26 protein-coding genes are annotated in these 23734 nt (G+C 68.4%); 22 read left to right on the forward strand and 4 right to left on the reverse strand.

Annotated features, from left to right (window positions below):
- The first annotated feature begins 108 nt into the window (after positions 1 to 108).
- A complete protein-coding gene (locus tag AC1RAA_RS07360; RefSeq protein WP_062473196.1) occupies positions 109 to 492 on the forward strand; it encodes a response regulator in 384 nt (127 codons plus the stop codon).
- Positions 493 to 496: 4 nt separating this feature from the next.
- Here the strand turns inward: AC1RAA_RS07360 and gabT are convergent, their stop codons facing one another.
- From gabT to AC1RAA_RS07375, 3 genes are read right to left on the reverse strand one after another with little or no spacing between them, the layout of a single operon-like run.
- A complete protein-coding gene (gene gabT / locus AC1RAA_RS07365; RefSeq protein WP_062473195.1) occupies positions 497 to 1786 on the reverse strand; it encodes a 4-aminobutyrate--2-oxoglutarate transaminase in 1290 nt (429 codons plus the stop codon).
- A 33-nt stretch (positions 1787 to 1819) separates the two neighbouring features.
- Complete coding sequence (locus tag AC1RAA_RS07370) at positions 1820 to 3058, reverse strand: serine hydrolase domain-containing protein (RefSeq protein ID WP_492727439.1); 1239 nt, start codon at positions 3056 to 3058, stop codon at positions 1820 to 1822.
- A 14-nt stretch (positions 3059 to 3072) separates the two neighbouring features.
- Positions 3073 to 4020: a GntR family transcriptional regulator gene (locus tag AC1RAA_RS07375; protein WP_307585017.1), complete on the reverse strand. Its 948-nt coding sequence runs from the start codon at positions 4018 to 4020 to the stop codon at positions 3073 to 3075.
- A 164-nt stretch (positions 4021 to 4184) separates the two neighbouring features.
- On the opposite strand from AC1RAA_RS07375, the gene aptA reads away from it, so the two are divergent.
- The 9 genes from aptA to AC1RAA_RS07420 are packed head-to-tail and all read left to right on the forward strand — an operon-like array spanning position 4185 to position 15147.
- The gene (aptA, locus tag AC1RAA_RS07380) at positions 4185 to 5543 is read left to right on the forward strand and encodes an omega-aminotransferase AptA (protein WP_492727441.1); all 1359 of its coding nucleotides are present in this window, start codon (positions 4185 to 4187) and stop codon (positions 5541 to 5543) included.
- Between the two features lie 56 nt (positions 5544 to 5599).
- Positions 5600 to 6697 (forward strand): C45 family autoproteolytic acyltransferase/hydrolase, encoded by a 1098-nt coding sequence (locus tag AC1RAA_RS07385; protein WP_095745749.1) that lies wholly within the window; start codon positions 5600 to 5602, stop codon positions 6695 to 6697.
- A gap of 38 nt (positions 6698 to 6735) precedes the next feature.
- Positions 6736 to 8334 (forward strand): ABC transporter substrate-binding protein, encoded by a 1599-nt coding sequence (locus tag AC1RAA_RS07390; protein WP_492727444.1) that lies wholly within the window; start codon positions 6736 to 6738, stop codon positions 8332 to 8334.
- A 15-nt stretch (positions 8335 to 8349) separates the two neighbouring features.
- Positions 8350 to 9294, forward strand: a complete 945-nt coding sequence (locus AC1RAA_RS07395; protein ID WP_062473187.1) for an ABC transporter permease — start codon at positions 8350 to 8352, stop codon at positions 9292 to 9294.
- Positions 9291 to 10106 (forward strand): ABC transporter permease, encoded by an 816-nt coding sequence (locus AC1RAA_RS07400; RefSeq protein ID WP_159271486.1) that lies wholly within the window; start codon positions 9291 to 9293, stop codon positions 10104 to 10106. Before AC1RAA_RS07395 ends, AC1RAA_RS07400 begins: the two co-directional genes overlap by 4 nt.
- The gene (locus AC1RAA_RS07405) at positions 10103 to 11764 is read left to right on the forward strand and encodes an ABC transporter ATP-binding protein (protein WP_492727447.1); all 1662 of its coding nucleotides are present in this window, start codon (positions 10103 to 10105) and stop codon (positions 11762 to 11764) included. The genes AC1RAA_RS07400 and AC1RAA_RS07405 overlap by 4 nt, the downstream gene beginning before the upstream one ends.
- Complete coding sequence (locus AC1RAA_RS07410; protein ID WP_492727449.1) at positions 11761 to 12750, forward strand: alpha/beta hydrolase fold domain-containing protein; 990 nt, start codon at positions 11761 to 11763, stop codon at positions 12748 to 12750. Before AC1RAA_RS07405 ends, AC1RAA_RS07410 begins: the two co-directional genes overlap by 4 nt.
- A gap of 10 nt (positions 12751 to 12760) precedes the next feature.
- Positions 12761 to 13399: an FMN-binding negative transcriptional regulator gene (locus tag AC1RAA_RS07415; protein WP_492727451.1), complete on the forward strand. Its 639-nt coding sequence runs from the start codon at positions 12761 to 12763 to the stop codon at positions 13397 to 13399.
- 23 nt (positions 13400 to 13422) lie between these two features.
- Positions 13423 to 15147: a hypothetical protein gene (locus AC1RAA_RS07420; protein ID WP_492727453.1), complete on the forward strand. Its 1725-nt coding sequence runs from the start codon at positions 13423 to 13425 to the stop codon at positions 15145 to 15147.
- A 25-nt stretch (positions 15148 to 15172) separates the two neighbouring features.
- On the opposite strand, the gene ilvB is transcribed toward AC1RAA_RS07420, so the two are convergent.
- Positions 15173 to 16963 (reverse strand): biosynthetic-type acetolactate synthase large subunit, encoded by a 1791-nt coding sequence (gene ilvB, locus AC1RAA_RS07425; protein ID WP_492727455.1) that lies wholly within the window; start codon positions 16961 to 16963, stop codon positions 15173 to 15175.
- A 65-nt stretch (positions 16964 to 17028) separates the two neighbouring features.
- Here ilvB and AC1RAA_RS07430 point away from each other — a divergent pair, with 65 nt between their 5' ends.
- From AC1RAA_RS07430 to AC1RAA_RS07485, 12 genes are all read left to right on the forward strand, one after another.
- A complete protein-coding gene (locus tag AC1RAA_RS07430; protein ID WP_307693174.1) occupies positions 17029 to 17523 on the forward strand; it encodes an Lrp/AsnC family transcriptional regulator in 495 nt (164 codons plus the stop codon).
- A gap of 77 nt (positions 17524 to 17600) precedes the next feature.
- Positions 17601 to 18128 carry a P-loop nucleotide/nucleoside kinase family protein gene (locus AC1RAA_RS07435; RefSeq protein ID WP_487849418.1) on the forward strand — a complete coding sequence of 176 codons (528 nt, stop codon included), beginning with the start codon at positions 17601 to 17603 and terminating at the stop codon, positions 18126 to 18128.
- Positions 18129 to 18132: 4 nt separating this feature from the next.
- The gene (locus tag AC1RAA_RS07440; protein WP_307585037.1) at positions 18133 to 18456 is read left to right on the forward strand and encodes a hypothetical protein; all 324 of its coding nucleotides are present in this window, start codon (positions 18133 to 18135) and stop codon (positions 18454 to 18456) included.
- 22 nt (positions 18457 to 18478) lie between these two features.
- The gene (locus tag AC1RAA_RS07445) at positions 18479 to 19012 is read left to right on the forward strand and encodes a GNAT family N-acetyltransferase (RefSeq protein ID WP_492696851.1); all 534 of its coding nucleotides are present in this window, start codon (positions 18479 to 18481) and stop codon (positions 19010 to 19012) included.
- Between the two features lie 123 nt (positions 19013 to 19135).
- The gene (locus AC1RAA_RS07450) at positions 19136 to 19384 is read left to right on the forward strand and encodes a DUF1272 domain-containing protein (protein WP_492696850.1); all 249 of its coding nucleotides are present in this window, start codon (positions 19136 to 19138) and stop codon (positions 19382 to 19384) included.
- Positions 19385 to 19695: 311 nt separating this feature from the next.
- On the forward strand, positions 19696 to 20109 hold the full coding sequence (locus AC1RAA_RS07455; RefSeq protein WP_492727458.1) for a hypothetical protein: 414 nt from the start codon (positions 19696 to 19698) through the stop codon (positions 20107 to 20109).
- Between the two features lie 181 nt (positions 20110 to 20290).
- On the forward strand, positions 20291 to 20707 hold the full coding sequence (locus tag AC1RAA_RS07460) for a VOC family protein (RefSeq protein ID WP_492727460.1): 417 nt from the start codon (positions 20291 to 20293) through the stop codon (positions 20705 to 20707).
- Between the two features lie 55 nt (positions 20708 to 20762).
- On the forward strand, positions 20763 to 20972 hold the full coding sequence (locus AC1RAA_RS07465) for a DUF4287 domain-containing protein (RefSeq protein ID WP_139703055.1): 210 nt from the start codon (positions 20763 to 20765) through the stop codon (positions 20970 to 20972).
- Positions 20973 to 21076: 104 nt separating this feature from the next.
- Entirely contained in the window at positions 21077 to 21616 is a 540-nt protein-coding gene (locus AC1RAA_RS07470) for a DUF6886 family protein (protein ID WP_492727462.1), read from the forward strand.
- A gap of 84 nt (positions 21617 to 21700) precedes the next feature.
- Positions 21701 to 22072 carry a VOC family protein gene (locus AC1RAA_RS07475; RefSeq protein WP_492727464.1) on the forward strand — a complete coding sequence of 124 codons (372 nt, stop codon included), beginning with the start codon at positions 21701 to 21703 and terminating at the stop codon, positions 22070 to 22072.
- Between the two features lie 73 nt (positions 22073 to 22145).
- The gene (locus tag AC1RAA_RS07480) at positions 22146 to 22670 is read left to right on the forward strand and encodes a sigma-70 family RNA polymerase sigma factor (protein ID WP_139703058.1); all 525 of its coding nucleotides are present in this window, start codon (positions 22146 to 22148) and stop codon (positions 22668 to 22670) included.
- Complete coding sequence (locus AC1RAA_RS07485) at positions 22667 to 23662, forward strand: FecR domain-containing protein (RefSeq protein WP_492740541.1); 996 nt, start codon at positions 22667 to 22669, stop codon at positions 23660 to 23662. Before AC1RAA_RS07480 ends, AC1RAA_RS07485 begins: the two co-directional genes overlap by 4 nt.
- The last annotated feature ends 72 nt before the right edge of the window (positions 23663 to 23734 follow it).

Below are 23734 nucleotides of genomic sequence, written 5' to 3' on the forward strand. Positions count from 1 at the left end.
CGTTGTCCGACTCCGCCCCGCCCTCGCCTCGTGACAATAGACCGGCCCGGCAGACCCGCGCCACAAGCGCAGACGAGCCGTTGCATTTCATTTCCAGGCTACGCACCGATGACCCGCATCTACCTCATAGAAGACAACCCCCTGATCGCCACCACCCTGACCGATGGACTGAGGGAATTCTCCGGATGCGAAGTCGTCGCCACCGCCAGCAGCAGCGACGAAGCCATCGACTGGCTCGACGCGAACCCCGACGCCTGGGACGCCGCCGTGATCGACGTGTTCCTTGCGCAAGGCAACGGCCTGACCGTGGCCAACCACCTGAGGGAACGCAAGTCGCCCGCGCAGCGCACCGTGGTGTTCATGAACCACGCGACCTCCGAGGTGCGTGAAGGCGCGCTGTCGGCAGGCGTCGATGCGGTGTTCGACAAGTCGCTGCAGCTCGAAGACTTCTACGACTTCTGCCGCACGCTCGGCATTGCGCCGCGACGTTAGTCGTTCAGACGTTGGCCGCGCGAATCGATTCGGCCAGCAGCCCCAGCCCTTCTTCAAAAACCGCCTCCGGAATGGTGAGCGGAAACAGGAAACGCACCACGTTGCCGTGCACGCCGCAGGTCAGCAGCAGCAGGCCGCGTTCGAGCCCGGCCGCATGCACGCGCTTCGTGAACTCGGCGTCGGGCTCGCCGCTGTGCGGATCGCGAAACTCCACCGCCACCATCGCGCCCAGGCCGCGCACGTCGCAGATGCGCGGCACCTCGGTGCGCAGTGCCGCGAGGCATGCCGTCAGCCGCTCGCCGAGCATGCGAGCGCGCGCGACCAGCCCTTCGTCCTCGATCACGCGCATCGTCTCCAGCGCCGCGGCCACCGCCAGCGGGTTGCCCGCGTAGGTGCCGCCCAGGCTGCCGACGCGCGTGGCGTCCATGAGTTCGGCGCGCCCCGTGAGCGCCGACAGCGGGAAGCCGCCGGCCAGGCTCTTGGCGGTCGTGACCAGGTCGGCCTCGATGCCGTAGTGCTCCAGCGCAAAGAGCTTGCCGGTGCGCCCGAAGCCGGTCTGGATTTCATCGACGACGAGCAGGATGCCGTGACGGTCGCACTCCGCGCGCAGGTGCTCCATGAGTGCGGGCGGCGCCACGTAGAAGCCGCCCTCGCCTTGCACCAGCTCGATGACGATCGCGGCCACGCGCTGCGGATCGACGTCGGTCTTGAACAGCCGGTCGAGCGCCGCGATGCTGTCGTCCACCGTCACGCCCAGCGGCGCGGCCGGAAACGGCACGTGCCACACGTCACCCGGCATCGGGCCGAAGCCCGCCTTGTACGGCGCGACCTTGCCGGTGAGCGCCATGCCCATGAAGGTGCGGCCGTGGAAGGCGCCCGAGAACGCCACCACGCCGCTGCGGCCGGTGGCGGCGCGCGCCACCTTCATCGCGTTCTCGATGGCCTCGGCGCCGGTTGTGAAGAGCGCGCTCTTCTTGGCGCTGGGGCCAGGCACGAGGCGGTTCAGTTGCTCGCACAGCGCCACGTACTCCTCGTACGGCGTGACGTGGAAGCAGGTGTGGTGAAAGTCGTCGAGCTGCGCGCGCACGGCCGCCACGATGCGCGGGTGGCGGTGGCCGGTGGCGAGCGTGGCGATGCCGCTGGCAAAGTCGACAAAGCGCCGGCCTTCCACGTCCCACAGTTCGGCGTTGTCAGCGCGGGCGGTGAAGTGCGGCGTGAGCGTGCCGATGCCCTGCGCGCAGGCGGCGTTCTTGCGGGCCTGCAGGCTCGCGTTGGTCGTGACTTGGGTGAGCATGAAGAAGAAGAAAGAAAAGAGAAGCGAAGGAAATCAGCCGCGCATCAGGTGCTCGGCCAGCGCGCGAAAGGCGTGCATCGAGGTCGGCAGGTGCGCGTTGGCGGCCAGCGGGTGCGAGGCGAAGCGCGCCACCACCATCTCGGCCTCGGGGTCGATGTGCAGCGCCTGGCCGTGGATGCCTTGCGCGGTGAAGGTACGGCGCGCGTCGTGCGCCACCCACCACATGTTTCTGTAGCTCCAGCCGGCCAGCCGCGTGTAGCCCGCGAGCGCAAAGCGCGCCGGATCGGCGCCGCGGCGGATGTCGGCCACCACGGCCTCGGGCACGATCTGCATGCCGTTGAACGCGCCGCCCAGCCGCATCATTTCGCCCAGCCGCGCCAAGTCGCGCAGGCCGGTGCACAGGCCGCCGCCCGCGAACTCGGCGCCCTGCCCGTCCACGGCAAAGGCCGCGTCCTGCTCGGCGCCCAGGCGCGACCAGATGCGCTCGCCCAGCACCCGCGCCAGCGGCTGGCCGGCCACGCGGCTGATGAGCCAGCCCAGCACGTCGGTGTTGACGGTGCGGTAGGCAAAGGCCTCGCCGTGCGTGCCCTGCCCCTGCACGGTCTGCAGGAACTGGCGGTAGCCCTCGGCGCCCGCGTAGCCCGCGGGGCGCGGCAACAACTGGCCGGCGCGCGCGTGCTTCCACACGCCGGCGTCGGGGTCGGTGTAGTCCTCCGAATAGTCGATGCCCGTCGTCATGTCCATCACCTGGCGCACGGTGGCGTGGCCGAAGGCGCTCGTCGCCAGCTCGGGGATGTAGTGCCGCACCTGCGCATGCTCATCGAGCGCGCCCTCGACCGCGAGCATCGCACCGACCGTGCCGACGACCGACTTGGTGACCGACATCGCCATGTGCTGCCCGTGCTCGTCGAGCGCACCGAAGTAGCGCTCGTAGACGATGCGCCCGCGGTGCAGCACCACCGCACCGTCGGCGCAGATCGTTGTGAGCGCGCTATGCCAGTCGGTGCGCGAGCCGTCGGCGGGCAAGGTGAAGGCCAGCGTGTCGAGCTCGGGCCGCTCGGCGCGCGGCAGCACAGACACCGCACCGGTGCCGCGCGACACGTTGCGCGTCGGCTGCAGCTCGCGCAGGTGCGAGAAGGCCCAGCGGTTCTCGGGCGCCTGGAAGATCGGGCGTTCGCGCGGGCGCTGCGCGACAGTGTCGGCCGTGGGAAAACCATCGCGCCAGCCGTCGGCCAGCGCGGCATCGGGAGCCGTCGTTTCTGGGGTGGTCATAAGGGTGTCGCGGCTCATTCGCCGAGCGCATCCAGGTCGCCCATCACGCGGCGCTCCAGGATGTCGCTGGCACGGCTCAGGTGGGCGTGCATGTGCTTGGCGGCGACTTCGAGCTTGTTCTCCTCGACCGCGTCGAGGATCTGCAGGTGCTCGCGGCACGACTTGCGCAGCAGGTCGATGTTCACGAGCGGGTAGTCCGACAGATCGGAGATGCGGCGCAGCCGGTTCTGCTGCTTCACCGCATCGAGGATGAAGCGGTTGCCCGAGGCGCTGGCCAGCAGCTCGTGGAACTGCGCGTTGGCCTCGAAGAACTCCATCCACGAATGGCGCGAGGCGTGCGTGAGCAAGGTCTGCTGCTGTTCGCGGCAGGCCAGCAGCCGCTCGTGCTCGACCTTGAAGCCCGGCTCACGCAGCGCCGCGCATTCCACCACCAGGCGAAAGCGGTAGCTCTCGCGCTCGCTCTCGACCGAGTCGAGGGTTTCGGTGAACTCCCAGCGCTGGTAGTGGCGACCGCGCAGCACGCCGTCCTGCAGCAGCGTGGTCATCACGTTGCGCAGCAGCGGGCGCGGCACGCCGTAGGTCTGGGCCAGCTCGAGTTCGTTGACGCGCGTCGGCAGCTTGCCCGCGAGGCGGTCGCGCAGCACACGGTAATAGAGCGTCTTCTCCTCGTCCTCCGGCATCTCGCGGCGCGCACGGTCGAGCGCCTCGCGATCGGCCACCAGCGTGTAGCCGCGGTTGGGCACGTGCGCCAGCAACTCACGCTCGTGCAAGAGCCGCAGCGCAGCGCGCACCGGCGTGCGCGAAATGCCGAGCCGGCCCGCGAGGTCGGTCTCGGTCATGTGGCGGCCGTTCTCGTAGCCGCCGGCCAGGGCCTGATCGAGGATGTAGCGGCTCACGCGCTGGGTGAGCGGCGGGACCGACTTGTTGTCCATCTGCGTCTGCATCTGCTGCTGCGGGGCCATCCATGGGTCTCCGGAAACACGGGCTGGGTGCCGATCATCGCGGGTCTTTTGTATTTTTGGCCCCAAAAAACCATGTACATCTCGCGCCAAAAATACAATTTGGATTTCAAGATCGGCCCCACGCCGACCCGGACGATGGGTCGTTTCCCAAGGAGAAAAACACCGTGGCTTCCGCCGATACCCTGACAACGCCACCCGGTTCGCTCGACGCGTTCTGGATGCCCTTCACGCCCAACCGCAAGTTCAAGCAAGCGCCGCGCCTCATCGTCGGCAGCGAGGGCCTGTACTACGACCTGGCCGACGGCCGCCGCGTGCTCGACGCCATCGCCGGCCTGTGGTGCGTGAACGCCGGGCACCGCAATCCGCGGGTCAGCGCGGCGATGAAGGCGCAGATCGACGTGCTCGACTACGCCTCCAACTTCCAGATCGGCCACCCCGCCGCCTTCACGCTGGCGCAGCGCCTCGCGCAGATGGCGCCGGCCGGCATGGACCACGTGTTCTTCACCAACTCGGGCTCCGAGTCGGTCGACACCGCGCTGAAGATCGCCGTGGCCTACCACCGGGCGCGCGGCGACGCAGGCCGCTACCGGCTCATCGGGCGCGAGCGCTCGTACCACGGCGTGGGCTTCGGCGGCATCTCGGTGGGCGGCATCGGGCGCCAGCGCAGCACCTTCGGGCCGCTGCTCAACGGCGTGGACCACCTGCCGCACACGCTCGACCTGGCGCGCAACGCCTTCTCGCGCGGCGAGCCGCCGCACGGCATCGACAAGGCCGACGCGCTCGAGGCGCTGGTCGCGCTGCACGACGCCTCGACCATTGCCGCCGTGATCGTCGAGCCCGTGGCTGGCTCCACCGGCGTGCTGCCGCCGCCGCGCGGCTACCTGAAGCGCCTGCGCGAAATTTGCGACAAGCACGGCATCCTGCTGATCTTCGACGAGGTCATCACCGGCTTCGGGCGCGTGGGCCGCAACTTCGCGTCCGACCTGTTCGGCGTGACGCCCGACCTCATCACCACCGCCAAGGGCCTGACCAACGGCGCCGTGCCGATGGGCGCCGTGCTCATGCGCGGCGCGGTGCACGACGCCTTCATGCAAGGCAGCGTGAGCGCGGTCGAGCTCTCGCACGGCTACACCTACTCGGGCCATCCGCTGGCCTGCGCCGCCGCCATGGCCACGCTCGACGCCTACACCGAAGACGGCCTGATCGCCCGCGCCGCCGAGCTGTCGCCCTACTTCGAAGACGGCCTGCACAGCCTGCGCGGCCTGCCGGGCGTGATCGACGTGCGCAACGTCGGCCTCCTGGCCGGCATCGAGCTGCAGGGTTGGGCCTCGGGCCCCGGCACGCATGCGCAGGCGGTGGCGCAACATTGCCTGGACGACAGCGGCGTACTGGTGCGCTCGGTGGGAGACACCATTGCGCTGTCGCCGCCGTTCACGCTGGAGCGCCGGCACATCGACCAGATCATCGACAGCCTGCGCGCCGCCATCGCGCAGACCGCACAAGCCAGCGACACGGCAGCCTGACCGCCTCAGGCTGCAAGCACAGACACACAAGACAAGCCCCGGAGACAAGACACACCATGGACATCGAATCGTTCCCCCTGTACGACATCGAAGGCGACGCGCAGCAGCGCGGGCGCCAGTACGGCCGCGCTGCCGGCGACCGCATCGACCTGAGCCTGCGCACCTACCGCGCCGCCTTCGAGCGCGTGGGCCTGAGCTGGGAGCGCACGCGCGCGCTGGCGCGCCGCTTCATGCCGATGGTCGAGGCCTTCGACGCCGGCATGCTGCGCGAGATCGAGGGCGTGGGTGAAGGCGCGGGCGTGCCGGCCGAGGACATCGTGGCGCTCAACGCGCGCAGCGAAATGCTCTACGCCTTCCAGCAGCTCGAAGCCACCGAGCCACCCGACGGCTGCACCGGCGTGGTCGTCATGCCTTCGGCCGCGCGCGACGGCAAGCTCATCCATGCGCAGAACTGGGACTGGCGCGTCGAGAGCCTCGAGCTCGGCGTGGTGCTGCGTATCCAGCCGGACGAAGGCCCGGCCATGCTCACCTTCGCCGAGGCCGGCACGCTGGCGCGCGCGGGGCTCAACAGCGCGGGCATCGCCGTCACCGGCAACTTCATCAAGGCCGACAACGACGGCAAGCAGCAGGGCGTGCCGCTGGCGCTGATCCGCCGCGGCATCCTGCAGTCGACGCTGTACGCCAACGCGCTGGGCGTGGTGTGCCGCAGCGCGCGCTCGATCTCCAACAACATGATCATCACGCACGCCGAGGGCGAGGCCGTGAGCCTGGAGACCTGCCCCGAGCAGGTGTTCTGGCAGCAGCCCGAAGGCGGCATCCTGGTGCACGCCAACCACTTCAAGACCCCGGCGGCGCTGGCGCGCGTGGTCGACCGCAGCCTGGAGACCACGCCCGATTCGCTCTACCGAGACCGCCGCGTGACCGAGGCGCTGCACAACAAGCGCGCTGCAGGTTTGCTCACCGAGCAGGACGTGCTCGACGCGCTGCAGGACCGCTTCGGCGCGCCGCGCGCCGTGTGCCGCAGCCCGAGCGCGGGCCCCGGCGGTGCCTCGTCGGCCACCGTGGCGACCATCGTCATGGACCCGGCGGCACGAAAGATGCGCATCGCGCCGGCGCCCTTCAAGGCGCACCGCTTCACCGAGTATTCCCTCTGATCCGCCCGCCCCGCCCAGCCATCGCCAGGAGTGTTGCCATGAACCTGCCCACGCCCCCGTCCCTCCCTCCCGCTGCGCGCACCGCCGCCGCGCTGGTCCTCGGCCTCGGCCTGGCCGCCAGCGCGGCCTTCGCCCAGGCTCCTGCCGGCCAGACGATGCGGATCCAGATCAACTCCGACATCCGCTCCACCGACCCCGGCGGCAACCGCGACGACAACACCGACAACGTGCTCATCCACGTCGTCGAAGGCCTGGTCGCGCTGCGCGAAGACACCTCGGTCGGCCCGATGCTCGCGAGCAAGGTCGACACCTCGGCCGACGGCCTGACCTACACCTTCACGCTGCGCGACGGCGTGAAGTTCCAGAACGGCGCCGTGCTCACGGCCGACGACGTGGTGTGGAGCTGGCAGCGCTACCTCAAGCCCACCAGCGGCTGGCGCTGCCTGCCCGAGTTCGACGGCAAGGGCATGACCAAGGTGCTCGCGGTGGAAGCGCCCACGCCCAAGACCGTGGTCTTCAAGATCGAGCGCCCGAGCGCGCTGTTCCTCACCATGATGGCGCGCCCCGACTGCGGCGGCGCCGCCATCGTGCACCGCAGCTCGCTCGGCGCCGACGGCCAGTGGAAGGAGCCCGTGGGCACCGGCCCCTACAAGATCAAGGAGTGGAAGCGCGGCCAGTACATCGAGCTCACGCGCTTCGACGGCTACACCTCGCGCCCCGAGGCGCGCGACGGCCTCACGGGCGGCAAGAAGGCCGAGATCGAGAACCTGCGCTTCGTCGTCATTCCCGACTCGGCCGCGGCCAAGGCGGCGCTGTACAGCGGCGGCATCGATGCCTTCATCAGCCCCAGCCCGGCCGACGTGGTCGAGATGCGCGGGCGCAGCGACGTGCGCGTCGACACCACGCCGGTGATGACGATGGTGGCGCTGCTCTTGCAGACCACCGACCCGCTGCTGAAAGACGTGCGCATCCGCCGCGCGCTGGCACTGGCGCTGGACACGCCCGAGATCGCCAAGTCGGTCACCGAGGGCCTGTCGGCCGTCAACAACTCGGTCGTGCCTTCGTCCAGCCCGTTCTACAGCGCCGTGCAGGCCGGCGGCTACAAGCGCGACATCGCCGGTGCCAAGAAGCTGCTGGCCGAGGCCGGCTACCGCGGCCAGCCGATCAAGCTCGTCGCCAACAAGCGCTACGAGGCGCTGTACTCGGCCGCCGTGCTGGTGCAGGCCATGGCCTCCGAGGCCGGCATCAACATCGAACTGGAAGTGCTCGACTGGGCCACGCAGCTCGACCGCTACACCAAGGGCCAGTACCAGAGCATGGCCTTCATCTACTCGGCCCGCATCGACCCCTCGCTCAACTACGAGATGGTGTCGGGCGACAAGGCCACGCAGCCGCGCAAGGTGTGGGACAGCGCCGCCGCGCAGACCCGGCTCACCGAGAGCATGGTCTCGCGCGACAAGGCGCGCCGCCAGGTGCTGTTCGACGAGCTGCACAAGCAGATGCTGCAGGACGTGCCGATGGTCGTGCTCTTCAACGCCAGCGACGCCACCGCCATGCGCAAGAGCGTGGCCGGCTTCAAGGGCTGGGCGCCGGCCAAGCCGCGGTTCTGGAACGTCCGGCTCGACGCGCGCGGCTGACGGGGCGCCGCCGCCATGCTTGCCTACCTCTTGCGCCGGATCGCCATGACGGTCCCGACGCTGCTGCTGGTGTCGATTGCCGTCTTCACGCTCATGCGGCTGATTCCGGGCGACCCGGTGCAGCTCATGCTCGGCGAAGGCGCCGACCCGGCGCAGCTCGAACTCGCCCGCCAGCAGATGGGGCTGGACCAGCCCCTGGTCACCCAGTACGTCGTGTGGCTACGCCACGCGCTCACCGGCGACCTGGGCGTGTCGACCACCAACGGCCTGGCCGTGCTGCCGCTGATCTGGGAGCGCTTTCACGTGAGCGCCGTGATCGTGCTCACCGCCGTGGCGCTGGCCTCGCTGATCGCCGTGCCCGCCGGCCTCGTCGCCGCCTGGCGCAAGGACCGGCCGACCGACCTCGCCATCATCGGCGCGGCCACGCTCATGCTGTCGGTGCCGAGCTTCTGGCTCGGCCTGCTGCTGCTGATGTTCTTCGGCCAGTACCTGCACTGGCTGCCGGTGGTGGGCTACGTGCCCATGTCGGAAGACTTCTCGCAGGGCCTGCTGTACGTGATCCTGCCGATCGTCACGCTGGTGCTGGTCGAGACCGGCGTGCTCACGCGCATGTCGCGCGCCAGCACCATCGAGGTGCTGCGGCTCGAGTACGTGACGCACGCGCGCGCCAAGGGCGTGCCCGAGTCGCAGGTGCTGCGCCGCCATGTGCTGCCCAACGCCTTCAACCCCACGCTCACCATGATCGGCCTCATCCTGGGCCATCTGCTGAGCGGCATCGCGGTGCTCGAAACGGTGTTCACCCTGCCCGGCCTGGGCCGCCTGATGATCGATTCGATCTTCGCGCGCGACTACCCGGTGCTGCAGGGCTGCCTGCTGTTCACGGCCTGCATCTACGTGGTCATCAACCTGATCGTGGACATGTGCTATCCCCTCTTCGATCCCCGGGTGTCGGTGCAGTGAAAAAGATCAAGACCCATACCCTCGTGGGCGGCGTGCTCATCGGCGTGCTGCTGGTCCTGGCACTGGTGGCCGCGCTGTGGACGCCCTACAACCCGCTGGGCATCGACCTGCGCGGCAAGCTGCAGCCGCCGTCGATGGCGCACTGGCTGGGCACCGACGAGTTCGGGCGCGACGTGGCCAGCCGTGCCATGCGTGCGGCCTCCACCAGCTGCCTCATCGCGCTGCTCACGGTGGCACTGGCCACCGCCGTCGGCCTCGTGGTGGGCGTGCTTGCCGGCTTCGTGCGCGGCTGGACCGACCGCGTGCTCATGGCCTTCAACGACACGCTGCTGGCCTTTCCGGGCCTGCTGCTGGCGCTGGGCGTGATGGTGATCGTGGGCGCCAACCAGTGGGGCATCGTGCTCGCGCTGAGCATGGCGTATGCGCCCTCGGTGGTGCGCGTGGTGCGCGGCACCGTGCTGTCGCTGCGCGAGCGCGAGTACGTCGAGGCCTCGCGCATGATCGGCAACGGCGAGATCTACACCATGTGGCGCCACATCCTGCCCAACTGCGTGGCGCCCGTCGCCGTGCTGGCCACCAGCATGTTCGGCTGGGTGCTGCTGTCGGAAAGCGCCCTGAGCTTCCTCGGCCTGGGCGTGCCGCCGCCCGCGCCCACCTGGGGCAACATGCTCTCCAGCGCACGCCCCTACATGGCTTCGGCCGTGTGGCTGTGCCTGGTGCCGGGCCTGTGCATCGCGCTCACGCTGCTGGGCATCAACCTCCTGGGCGAATCGCTGCGCGACCGGCTCGACCCGCGCACGGAGAAGTCATGACCCATCCCTCCTCTTCCGCAGCGCCCGTGCTTTCCGTGCGGCACCTGAAGATCGACCTGCACGGCGGCGCCCAGACGCTGGTGCACGACCTCTCGTTCGACGTGCGCCCCGGCGAGTTCCTTGCCGTGGTGGGCGAATCGGGCAGTGGCAAGACCATGGCCGCGCGCGCCATCCTGCAGCTGCTGCCGCCCGGCATCGCGCAAAGCGGCGGGCAGATCGTGTTCGACGGCGAAGACCTGAGCACGCGCGACGTGAAGGCCATGCGCCCCATCCGCGGGCCCGGCATCGGCATGGTGTTCCAGGAACCGATGGTCTCGCTCAACCCGGTGCACCGCATCGGCGAGCAGATGGCCGAGGGCCTGCGCATGCACACGAAGCTGTCGGCTGCCGAGATTCGCGCGCGCTGCCTCGACATGCTGCGCCGCGTGCAGATCGCCGACCCCGAGCGCTGCCTGCACGCCTACCCGCACGAGTTCTCGGGCGGCATGCGCCAACGCATCATGCTGGCCAGCGTGATGCTGCTCCAGCCCCGCCTGCTGATCGCCGACGAGCCGACCACCGCGCTCGACACGCTGAGCCAGCGCGAAGTGCTCGACCTCATGGTCGGCCTCGCGAAAGACCAGGGCACGGCCGTGCTGCTCATCACGCACAACCTCGGGCTGGTCGGGCGCTATGCGCAGCGCGCCATCGTGCTGGAGAAAGGCAAGCTCGTGGAGACGGGCGACGTGCCCGCCATCCTCGTCGACCCGAAGCAGCCCTACACCCGCAAGCTGGTCGACGCCCTGCCGCGCCGCCAGGCCGCGAAGCCGGCCCCGGCCGCGGCGCAGCAGCCACTGGTGCAGGTGCGCGGCCTGTGCGTGAGCTACCCCGGCCCGCGCGCCGGCTTCTTTAAGCGCCATGCGCCGGTGCAGGTCATCGACCGGCTCGACCTGGACATCCACCCCGGCGAGATGGTCGCGTTGGTGGGCGGCAGCGGCTCGGGCAAGACCACTCTGGGCCGCGCCATCCTGCGGCTCGCGCCGTCGCACGCGGGGCAGATCCTGTTTCGCGGCGACGACGTGCGCAGCGCCGACCGCGCCGCGCTGCACCGCTTCCGGCTCGCCTGCCAGCTGGTGTTCCAGGACCCGTTCTCGTCGCTCGACCCGCGCATGCGCGTGCAGGAGATCGTGGCCGAGCCGCTGCGCCACCTGCCCGCGCTCGATGCCGCCGCGCGCGTGAAGCGCGTGCACGAAACGCTCGATGAAGTCGGCCTGGACGGCCTGGGCGCGCGCTACCCGCACGAGCTCTCGGGCGGCCAGCGCCAGCGCGTGGCGATTGCGCGCGCGCTGGTGCGCCGGCCCGCCTTCGTGGTGGCCGACGAGCCCGTGTCCGCGCTCGACATGACCATCCAGGCGCAGGTGCTGCGGCTCTTTCAAAGCCTGCAGGCGCACCACGGCTTTGCGTGCCTTTTCATCAGCCACGACCTCGCGGCCGTCGAGCAGATCGCCGACCGCGTCGTTGTGATGGAGCGCGGCCGCATCGTCGAGCAAGGCCCGCGCGACGCCGTGTTCGACCAGCCGAGCCATGCGTACACGCAGGCGCTGCTCGCGGCCACGCCTCGGCCGCTCGCGTCGCTGGCCGAATCTGTCTCCCGCCCTCCTGAGAAAGTGTTTGCGTGACTGCCGCTCCCTTGCCCGCCACCTGGCTGAACCCCACCGCCCCGCCCCCGCTCGATCCGCAGATCGTCGAGTTCATGCGCCTCATGGCGGCCGAGGGCAGCCGCTACCCGAAGCGCCACACCATCCCGATCGCCGAAGGCCGCGCCAACGCCGAGAAAGTGCGCGCGCCGTGGACCGAAGGCGGCCCCGCGATGGCGCGCACGGTCGAACAGCAGGTGCCCACGCGCCACGGCAACGTGCGCATCCGCGTGCACTACCCGCAGCACCGCAGGCTGCAGGGCGCGCTGGTCTACATCCACGGCGGCGGCTTCGTGCTGTTCAGCCTCGACACCCACGACCGCGTGATGCGCGAGTACGCGGGCCGCGCGGGCATCGCCGTCATCGGCATCGACTACACGCGGGCGCCCGAAGCGCAGTTTCCGCAGCCGCACGACGAGTGCGTCGACGTGATGCGCTGGCTCGCGGCGAACGCAGGCACGCTCGACATCGACCCCGCGCAGCTCTTCATCGGCGGCGACTCGGCGGGCGCCAACCTGTCGGTGGGTGCCTGCCTCGTGCTGCGCGACGCGGGCGAGGCGCTGCCGCTGGGCATGCTGCTGAACTACGGCGCCTACAGCACCGAGCTGTACCGCGAGTCGGTGGTGCGCTACGGCGCGGGCGAGTACGGCCTGTCGCTGCACATGATGGTGTGGTTCTACGGCCTGTACCTGCGCCGGCCCGAAGACTTTCGCGACCCGCGCCTGGCCAGCCTCACGGCGCGACTCGAGGGCCTGCCGCCCGCGTGCCTGGCCATCACCGAGTGCGACCCGCTGCACGACGACAGCGTGCTCATGGCCGCACGGCTGCGCGAAGCCGGCGTGGCCGTGACCGACGTGCTCTACCCCGGCACGATCCACGGCTTTCTGGAGGCCGTGTCCATCGCCGACGTGGCGGGCCGCGCCTTCGACGACGCCGCCCGCTGGATGCACGCGCTGGCCGCGCGCTGAAGCCCTCGCCATGTACACGCCCACACCGTACGTCGAGGACGACCTCGCGACGCTGCACGCCGGCATCCGTGCGTGGAGCTTCGGCACGCTCATCACCGCAGGTCCATCGGGTGCCAGCGCCACGCACCTGCCCTTCCTGCTCGACGCGCAGGACGATGGCCCCGGCCTGCTCACCACGCACCTGTCGAAGAAGAACCCGCAGTTCGACGAGCTGCGTGCGGGCGCCGAAGTGCTCGCCATCTTCCAGGGGCCGCATGCCTTCGTCACGCCCAGCTGGTACGTGAAGCAGAGCACCTTCCCGACCTGGAACTACACCGCGATCCACGCGCGCGGCACGCCCCGCGTGATCGAGGACAGCACGGCCATCCATGCCGTGCTGCGCCGCACCGTCGCGCTGTACGACACGCCGCTGGGCGGCAACTGGGACTTCGACGCCATGCCCTTCGACTTCGTGGCGCCGCGCCTGGACATGATCGCGGCGGTCGAGATTCCGGTGCGCGTGCTCGAAGGCAAGTTCAAGCTCAACCAGGATCGTTCGGAAGACGACCGCAAGGGCGTGATCGCCGCGCTGGAGCAGTTGGGCGATCCGCAGGGCGTGGCCGTGGCGGGGCTCATGCGGCAGCAGATGGCGTTGACGGTGGCCGGCTGAATCGCGGCGGCACAATCGTCCGCGTGCCACGCCTACTTCACCTTCTGACCGCCGGCCTCGCGCTGGCCCTCTCGCTCGGTGCCCAAGCGGCCGACCCGGTGCTGCTCGTCACCTCGCCCGTCGCGCTGCAGGCCGCCGAGAAAGCCGGCGCCGGTTTCGGCCGCTGGTTCGACGTGCCCTCTGCGGCCAGCGGCATCGCCACCAACCAGGCGCTCGCACGCTCACCCGCCTGGCAATCGATCGCCGACCCGCTGAAGGCCAGCCTCGCCGCCCTGCAGCGCCGCGACCCGCAGGCCGGCGTCGGCATTGCGCGCTACCCGCACCGGATCTTCGACGCACGCTGGCTTGCCAGCCCCGACGCCTTCTTCGAGCTGGTCGGCGTGGCCAACCGCATGGACCGCCGCCCCTTCCAGCCCGGCGCCTGCGGCGAGACGCGGCTCGTGTACCGGCTGGCCTACCGCTCGGCCGCGATGCAGTCGCGCCTGCCGATGACCGTCGCCGTCGAGCTGCGCGGCGATGCGCCCGATGCCGACGGCAGCTGCGCCAGCGCGGCGCGGCGTTGGCAGCCACCACAGGCGTCGATGAAGGACGAAGCGCTCGGCCGCTGGCTCGTGTCGGCCGACGGCCCGCTCGCGCCGCCGCGGCTCGCACAGGCCCGCATCGCGCAGGTGACGACCAACCTGCAGAGCGTGCGCTGGCCCTCGGCCGTGCGGCCCGACCTCGGCGGCCATGCCGAGTACCTGCTGCGCGCCTTCCGCTGGAACGCGGGCACGCAGCGCTTCGACGCAGGCCCGCTCGAGAACACGCCCGATGTCGCGAAGCTCAAGGCCGACGCCCCGCTGCGCAAGGCGCTGCTGCAATGGCTGCAACAGCCCGACACGCTGCGCGCGCTCGACAGCGCCACCGTGCGCATCCCCGATCGCTTCCTGGCGACCGAGTCGGTCTCGGTCGCGCCGCGCGGCCTCGAGCGCCTGGCGAACCGCCCCTTCGAACAGCTGTTCGCGCCAGGCGACTGGCAGCCCGTGCCCGGCAGCCGCACGCTGCAGTCCCCGCAGGCCGTGCTGCGCCGGCTCGACGACCTGAGCTGCGCCGGCTGCCACCAGAGTCGCGCGGTCGCGGGCTTTCACCTGCTGGGCGTGGACCGGCGCGGCGCCTCGCGCACCTTCACGACCGGCAACGCGCTCGCGCTGCCGCATTCGCCGCATCTGCAGGATGAGCTGGCGCGGCGCGAACGCTATGTGAAGGCCGCGTTGACGACGCCCGTGCCCGACCCGTTCCGCCCGCTGGCCTCGCCGGACGATGCGAACGCCTTGCCCGACAAAGCCACCGTCGGCGCCAGCTGCGAGCCCACGCGCATCACCGCCTCGGCCGACCCGTGGCGCGACCGCGCGCAGAAGCTGCCACGCACCGCCGCCACGACGTGCGAAGGCGCGGACTCTGTGTGCGAGAAAACCTCGGTCGGCTTCCCCGGCGGCATGTGCTCGGGCCGCTGCGATCCGAAGGACCCGAACGGCACCTGCGGCGGCATCGCCATCCTCAGCGACTTCAACCAGTGCCTGGCAGCCAAGCAACCCTTCGGGGATTGCCTGAGCAAGCACACGCGGCCCGGCAACCTGCGCAGCTGCTCGGCGCAACAGCCTTGCCGCGAGGACTACATCTGCGCGCAGGCCGAAGGCCAGCCCGAAGGACGCGGGGCGTGCATTCCGCCCTACTTCCTGTTCCAGATGCGGGTGGACGGGCACTCGTGATGTGAGCGAGTGCGAGGACCGGCCCTCAGCTTTCTTCTTCGTACCACCGGTCCTTCGCCAGCATCACCCGGTGATGCCCACACCCCGACGGCATCATCGGGAAGCAGTTCTCCTGCGCCGCCACCTGCACGTCCAGAAAGAACGGCCCCTTGCTCGCCAGGCATTCGGCCAGCGCGTCTTCCAGCTCGGCCGGGTCCGACACGCGCCGCGCGCCCCAGCCGAAGGCCTTGGCCAACGCCACGAAGTCGGGCAGCGCCTCGTTCCAGCTGTGGCTCAGGCGGTTGCCGTGGTTCAGCTCCTGCCACTGGCGCACCATGCCCATGTAGCCGTTGTTGCTCAGCACCAGCTTCACGGCCGTGCCGTGCTGCATCGCCGTCGACAGCTCCTGGATGTTCATCAGCACCGACGCGTCGCCGCTCACGCACACCGTGAGCGCGTCGGGGTGGCCGATCTGCGCGCCGATGGCCGCGGGCAGCCCATAGCCCATGGTGCCGGCGCCGCCCGAGGTGAGCCAGTGGCGCGGGCTGTCGAAGCGCAGGTACTGCGCGGCCCACATCTGGTGCTGGCCCACATCGGTCGAGACGATCGCGTCGCGGCCCGCGATGGCCCGCTGCAGCGACGACATCAGCTGCTGCGGCAAGATTTCTTCAGTCGACGGCGTGAAGGCCAGGCAGTCTTCGGCACGCCAGCGCTCGATGCGCGCCCACCACGGCGCCAGCCGCTCGGGCGCAAACGCTTCGGGCAGCAGCCCCAGCAGCGCTTCGACGATGGCGCCGCAGTCGCCCACCATCGGTACGTCGACGTGCACCACCTTGTTGATGCTGCCGGGGTCGATGTCGATGTGGATCTTGCGGGCGTGCGGGCAGAACTCGTCGAGCTTGCCCGTCACGCGGTCGTCGAAGCGCGCGCCCACGCACACCACCAGGTCGGCCTCGTGCATCGCAAGGTTGGCTTCGAGCATGCCGTGCATGCCCAGCATGCCGACGAACTTCGGGTCCGACGCCGGGAACGCGCCCAACCCCATCAGCGTGAGCGTGCACGGCGCGTGCAGTCGGTGCACGAGTTGCGTGAACGCCTCGCAGGCCGCCGGCCCCGAGTTGATGAGCCCGCCGCCGCCGTAGAGCACCGGCCGGCGCGCGGTCGAGATCAGGTCGGCGGCGCGCTGCAGCATCGCCCGCGGCGGCAGCGGCGCGCGGCCCGTGCGGAGCGCGCGCAGCGGGGCCGGCGCGGCGCCGTGCGTGAGGCGCATCAGCTGGATGTCCTTCGGCACGTCGAGCAGCACCGGGCCGGGGCGGCCGGTGGTGGCGATGTCGAGCGCGCGGCGCACCAGCGCGGGCACGTCGTCAGCGGCGCGCACCTGCCGGTTCCACTTGGTCACCGGGCGCGACATGCCCAGCGCGTCGCTTTCCTGGAAAGCCTGCGTGCCGATCACCGCCGTCGACACCTGCCCGCTGATGCACAGCACCGGCACCGAGTCGCTCATCGCGTCGAGCAGCCCCGTGATCGTGTTGCCCACGCCCGGCCCCGAGGTGACCAGCACCACGCCCACGCGACCCGTGCTGCGCGCATAGCCCTCGGCCGCATGCACCGCCGCCTGTTCGTGGCGCACCAGCACATGGCGCAGCCGGGGTTCGCCGTGCAGCGCGTCGTACAGCGGCAGCGCCGCGCCACCGGGGTAGCCGAAGATCGTGTCGACGCCGCACTCGACCAGCGTGTCGAGCAGCGCTTCGGCGCCGTTGCGCACGCGGGGTGGGGTCTCGGGCATGGCCGGCGAGAGGGAGGGCGAGGATGTGGGGGGAAGGTCGAGCAGTCGCATGCCGTCAATTCTTCCGCTCTTGAGGCAAAATTTGCTTCTTTCTTTTGGCTGTTTAAGCTCGAAACATGAAAACCAATCGCCAAACATCGTCAGACAGCGAAGGATCTTTCGACAAGACCGATCTGGCGATCCTGCGGGTGCTGCTGCTCGACTCGCGCAAGACCCTGCAGGAGATCGGCAACGAGGTCGGCCTGTCGCCCACCAGCTGCTGGACGCGCATCAAGAAACTCGAGGCTTCGGGCGTCATCAAGCGCTACACCGTCGACGTCGACCCGGCCAAGCTCGGGTACCACGACTCGGTCATCGTGCAGGTCACCCTTGAGAGCCACACCGACGAAACCCTGTACGACTTCGGCCGCACCCTCGCCACCATTCCCGAGATCCAGGAGGCCTACCTGGTGTCGGGCGACTACGACTACTACATCCGCATCGCCGTGCGCGACACGCGCGACTACGAGCGGCTGCTGCGCGAGAAGCTCTACAAGATTCCCGGCATTCGCCACAGCAAGTCGCATTTCGTGCTGCGGGTGCTGAAGGAAGCGACGGTGCCGCTGATCTGACGAATCGACGGGCCCGCATGAACGAATGGTGGGTACGATCGCCGACGAACGGCCCTTCGCAGACGCCATCCCCTTCCATGAGATCGACTTCGGAACATCGGACCCTGATCGTCCTGAGCGGACTGCCCGGCACAGGCAAGACCACCATCGCGCGCGAACTCGTGACGCGCGTCCCTTCGGTGTACCTGCGCATCGACGCCATCGAGCACGCACTGAAAACCGCAAGCGGGCGCGCTGACGACGTGGGCCCGGCGGGCTACGTCGTGGCCTACGCGCTGGCTCGGTCCAACCTTGCGCTCGGCATGTCCGTGGTTGCTGATTGCGTCAGTCCGCTGTCAGTCACGCGTGAAGCGTGGCGGGCCGTGGCGGCGGAGACCTCGTCGCATCTGGTGGAGATCGAGGTCATGTGCTCTGACGTCGTTGAGCATCGCAGGCGCGTGGAGAGCCGGGAAGCCGACATTGCGGGCTTCGCGTTGCCGAGCTGGGAGGCTGTGCTTCGGCATGACTACGAGGCCTGGGGCACGAGCCGCCTGGTCATCGACTCGGCGCTGGTGAGTGCGAACGAGGCGGCGGACCTGATCTGGCGGCGCATGCGTGAGCGGTAAATCGATGCGCTCCCGTTTCATCGACGCCTTCCTGGGCGCCATCGTGCTCGGGCCCTGGGCGGCGATGTTTGCCTATCTGGGCCTTGCACCGTTGGCCGCCTACTGGCTCGACGGCACCAAGCAACGCACGGGCTCCAGTCGCGGTTCTTCCTATTGGTGGAGCTTCCAGGACGCCGTGGCCGCGCAGTACCCGATGCTCACCTGGCTGCTCGAACTCAAGAGCCATGTCGTTGTGTGGAGTTGCCTGGCTGGGATGGTGATCGGGCCGGTGGTGGCGTGGATCATGAGCAGCCGCTTGAAGCGCATGCGTCGCGACATCCGCCAATGAATTTAGGAATGAACGATCGTCCATGAACCCGACCGCAGAGATCTCGGTGCAACCAGCGAAACCCGATGAATGGAAGACCTATCGAGACCTGCGCCTGCGGGCGTTGCTCGATTCCCCGGACGCCTTCGGAAGCACGTACGAGGCGGAGGCCACGAGAACCGATGCGATGTGGTCCGCTCGCATTGCTGCGGCGACTTCGTCGGGGAAAGACCGTGTGCTTTTCGCGTTCAACCGCACCGACGCCTGCGGCCTGATCTGGTGCAAGGTGTCCGGCGATGAACCGGTTGTCGCTCATCTGTTTCAGATGTGGGTCGACCCCGCCTCACGAGGCATCGGGGCCGGTCGCGCCTTGCTTGAAGAAGCGGTTTCCTGGGCAGCGCGTGCAGGGATGAAGCGCGTCGGCCTGGGGGTCACTGTCGCAGACACGCCCGCGATGCGCCTGTACACGGCGTGCGGTTTCCGACCCGATGGTGCGTTGGAGCCGCTGCGGGAACACTCGCCCTTGATGGTGCAGCCGATGAGCCTGGTACTCGGATCAGCCGGCCCCATAGCCTGACTTTCGCGATACCCGCACACGGTCTCTTCGTGCGGCAACACGCATCAGCCCCCCGTGATCGCCACGCATTGGTCGACACACCTTCGTTTAAGCTCGACCGACTCAACTCTCTGAGGTTTCGCCATGCTCCAAATGCGCCCCGGGTGTGAATGCTGCAACCGAGACTTGCCACCGGATTCGGCCGATGCTCGCATCTGTTCTTTCGAGTGCACGTTCTGCAGTGATTGCGCGAACCAACGCCTCGCAGGCACATGCCCGAACTGCGGCGGAGAGTTGGTCCCACGCCCGTCGCGGCCAACGGCAAAACTTGAAAAGTTTCCGGGTTCGACCACACGGATTTTCAAGCCCGAAGGTTGCGCAGCGGCACCGTGAAGTGCGCGTCGCGGGCCCTGTCGCTTCGACGCTTTCTAACGACGGGAGACGACCTCCAATCTCAGAGAATTCTTGCGCCGCAAGATAGAGATCTACGCACCTTCAGGTGCGGCAAGACAGGCGATGATCCGATAAGAAAGCGATCGACCGCATCGCACACTTGGAGTTGCTACGGATCGAAAATTCGCGGCTCACGAAATGAACAACTGGAGCTAACAATGCGATTTTTCTGGCGGCGGGATGCCTTGACAGATTCGCCATACCTTCGGGATGCCAATCGACTAGGCGACGTCATTGCAGCTCTGCAAGCAATGGCCGTCTATAAGTTCTACAAGCTCTCATTTGAAGATTGGGCGGACCGCCTGACTGCAGACAAGACTCAGGCTGAGAAGTGGAAGACCGTGTTTGCCGAGCACCCGGAGTTCTTTCGCCTAGACGGAGCCAAGGAGAGGGCTTCACTGGTTTGGCGCCGACAGTTTCCTAGGCGCTACGACGTAGATAACGAGCGAGTTCTTACGGCCGAGGAATACCGATCGCTCCCGGCGGAGAGGAGCGCTCGCATGTCGCGCAACCCCTTGTCGTCATCCGATATTAAGGCTCTCGTGGACACCGCAGTAAGCATGCACTCGAGGGCTCTTGAGCATCAGAAGGACAAACGCTGGTGGGTCGCTCTTTCAAGCGCGGCAGGCGCACTCTTAGGTGCACTTATCGGGAAGCTTCTTTGATATGGCGGGATTCCTTTGCAACGCTGATTGAATGTCAGCGATAAAACCACGCCGCGACACGCGCCGCATCCGGCCACAGGTGCTCGACAGCTCGGCGTGCGATCGGGCAAGCGCAGACCATCTTCCCTGTCGCAGGTCGACTTGATCGCCTTACCATCCCCGATTTTTCCGACCAGACCCCATGCACCAATCACTCGGCCTCGTCTCCTTGGTGGTCCCCGACTACGACAAGGCGCTCGAATTCTTCATCGGCACACTGGGCTTCGAACTCGTCGAAGACACGCCCGTGCCTGCACAAGGAAAGCGGTGGGTCGTCGTCAAGCCGCAGGGCGGGCAAGGGGCCTGCCTTCTCCTGGCGCAAGCGTCGGCGCCAGAACAGCAACGCGCCATCGGCGACCAGGCCGGCGGCCGCGTGTTCCTGTTCCTGTACACGGACGACTTCTGGCGCGACTACGAAAAGTACAAGGCCGCAGGCGTCGAGTTCGTCCGCCCGCCGGAGGAGCAGCCGCACGGGATCGTGGCGGTGTTCAAGGACCTGTGCGGGAACATGTGGGATCTGATCCAGCCCAATGCCAGCAACAGGAGCTGGCAGCTGTAAGAATGCCCTCCCACGTTTGCGCGAACCTCACTCTCCACCTGCGAAAGAACCGCCCATGACCGAGACCACCAAGGTAAAAGGCCCCGCCTCGTACTTCCCCTCCATCGAGAAGACCTACGGCCAGCCGATCGCGCATTGGATGGACATTCTTCAGGCTGCGGGCCCCCTCAAGCACATGGAGCTCGTGAGCCAACTCAAGACCCAGCACCAGATGGGCCACGGGCATGCGAATGCCTTGGTTGCGGCGTTTCTTGCGAAGAAGTAGCGCACGCCATCGGCGCCGAGAACGCATGCCTTCGGCCCACGGCGGTGCGAACGGCTGACGACGCGTTTTCTTTTCGTCGCAACTGTCATCTTTGACACCCCGACATGCGCCTCTTTCACTTCAGCGAAGACGGGCTGGTCGACCAGTTCACTCCACGCTCTGTACGCCAGCCGGCACTACGCAGGCCCGGCCAGGAATGGCTCAACGGTCCGCTCGTGTGGGCCATCGATGCCGATCACCAGCGGCTGTATCTCTTTCCGCGAGAGTGCCCGCGCATCGTTGTCTGGGCGCACTCGGCATCGAGCCACGATGATCGAATGGCGTGGATGGGCGATCTTCCGTGCGGCGTACAGGCCATTGCGTTCATAGAGCGAGCCTGGGTGGACCGCCATCGATCTGGCTCGATCTTCCGCTACGAGTTTCCCGTCCACTCGTTCGAGTGCATTGAAGACGCAGGCATGTTCGTCAGTCGAAGCGTGGTGCGTCCGCTGGGCTGCGAAAGGATCGCGAATCTTCCCCTGGCCTTGAACGACAGCCACACCGAGTTGCGGGTTGTCGATTCGTTGCTCCCTTTGCGTGGTGTCTGGAACAGCACGCTGCACGCGAGTGGCATACGCTTGCGCAATGCGCCGGGTTGGGCCTGACCTCAATGCCCAACCGAGGGCAAGTGGTCATCTCGATCTGTTGCCCTTCGGCAGTACACACCTCGTCCTCACCCAGGAGACACCATGCAGCTTCACACCGCCCGCATCTTCGTCCAGGACCTCGCCCTCGCCGCCCGCTTCTATGAAGAGATCCTCGGCCTGCCCCTGAAGGCCGACGGCCGCGACCAGGGCTTTTGCGTGTTCGACGCAGGACCTATGAGCCTGGTGGTCGAAAGTGTCGAAGCAGATGCCCCGCCAGAAGACCTGGCCTTGGTGGGCCGCTTCACAGGCCTGTCTTTCGACGTGGACAACATCCAGTCGAAGTACACCGAACTCTCGTCACGCGGCGTGACCTTCAGCGGCCTCCCCGAGCCGCAGTCCTGGGGCGGCATCCTCGCCACGCTGCGCGACCCCGCCGGCAACGAACTTCAGTTGGTGCAGCAGCCCCGAACGTAGCCATTGGTGCACAGTCGTCATACAATGAGAATAATTCTTATTTGGATGGCCTGGCCACCGCACTACGTCCGCCATGGCCGCCGATCCCGCTCTGCACCCGCACATCCACACCCTCTATAGCGAGCACCACGGGTGGTTGCAGGGCTGGTTGCGCAGGAAGCTCGGCAATGCCTTCGATGCGGCAGACCTTGCACAGGACACCTTCCTGCGCATCCTCACCGCGCCAGATCACACGCCCGAGAAGCAGTGCGACTGGCAATTGCGGGAGCCGCGCGCCTACCTGACGGTCGTTGCCAAGCGGCTGCTGGCCAACCTGTACCGTCGGCGTTCGCTGGAGCAGGCGTACCTCGAGGCCTTGAGCGCATTGCCCGAGCCGCTGGCGCCCTCGCCCGAGCAGCAGGCGATCATTCTCGAAACCCTGCAAGAGATCGACGCGATGCTCGACGGCCTGGCACCGCCGGTGCGCCAGGCCTTCCTGATGGCGCAGCTCGAAGGACTGGGCTATGCCGAGATCGCAACGAAGCTGGGCGTGAGCGAGCGCACCGTCAAGCGCTACATGGCCGAGGCCATGGCCCGCTGCATCCTGCTGGTCGCGTGACGGTGCAACGCACGATGGCGGTCGGGGTCGACAAGGCCGTCGCCCTGCAGGCGGCACAATGGTTCGTCCTGTTGCAGTCGGGCGAGGCCACGGCGGCCGAGCGCACGCAATGGACGCGCTGGCGGGCGGCCGACCCCGCGCACGAAGCGGCCTGGCAGCGCGCCGAGCAGGTCAGCGGCAAGTTCGGCAGGCTGCCGGGCGCGCTGTCGATGCCGGTGCTGGGCCGCGCGGTGCGAAGCGACCGCCGCGCAGCCGTCAAGGCACTCGCCGTGCTGCTGACCGCAGCGCCTGCCGGCTGGCTGGCCTGGCGCGCATCACCGGCGCGCGAATGGCTGGCCGACCACCGCACCGCCACCGGCGAACGCCGCGAACTGCGTCTGGCCGACGGCACGCGCCTGCAGTTCAACACCGCGACGGCCATCGATGTGGCCTACGGCGCGACGCAGCGCCTCGTGCGGCTGCATGCGGGCGAAATACTCATCGACACGGCGCCCGATGCCGTGCCCTCTTCCGATCCCGCCTACCGCCCCTTCATCGTCGAGACCGCGCAGGGGCGCCTGCGTGCGCTGGGCACGCGCTTCGTGGTCCGGCAGCACGAAGGCGATCGCAGCCATCTGACGGTGCTCGACGGCGCGGTCGAGGTTCGCCCCGACCACGCACGCAGCCTGTCGGCGGTGGTGCGTGCCGGCGAGCAGGCCATGTTTTCTTCGTCGGCCGTCGGCGAGATCACGGCGGCAGATGCCGATGCCGACGATTGGTCGCGCGGTGTCCTGCGCGCCAGGAACATGCGGCTGCACGACTTCCTCGCCGAGCTTGGCCGCTACCGGCCCGGCGTGCTGCGCTGCGATCCGGCCGTGGCCGACCTGCGCGTGTCGGGCGTGTTCCAGTTGCGCGACACCGGGCCGGTGCTCGACAGCCTGCCGCAGGCCTTGCCGGTGGACGTGCTCTTTCGCACGCGTTACTGGGTCACGGTGGTCGCGCCGGGCGGTTGAGGCACTGGGTGCCGGCGGTGATTCCGGCCGTTGCGATTTTTTCTGTCGCCGCCTGTCCCCTTTTCTTTCCTC

Source organism: Variovorax sp. GW823-FHT04F07 (assembly GCF_058795995.1).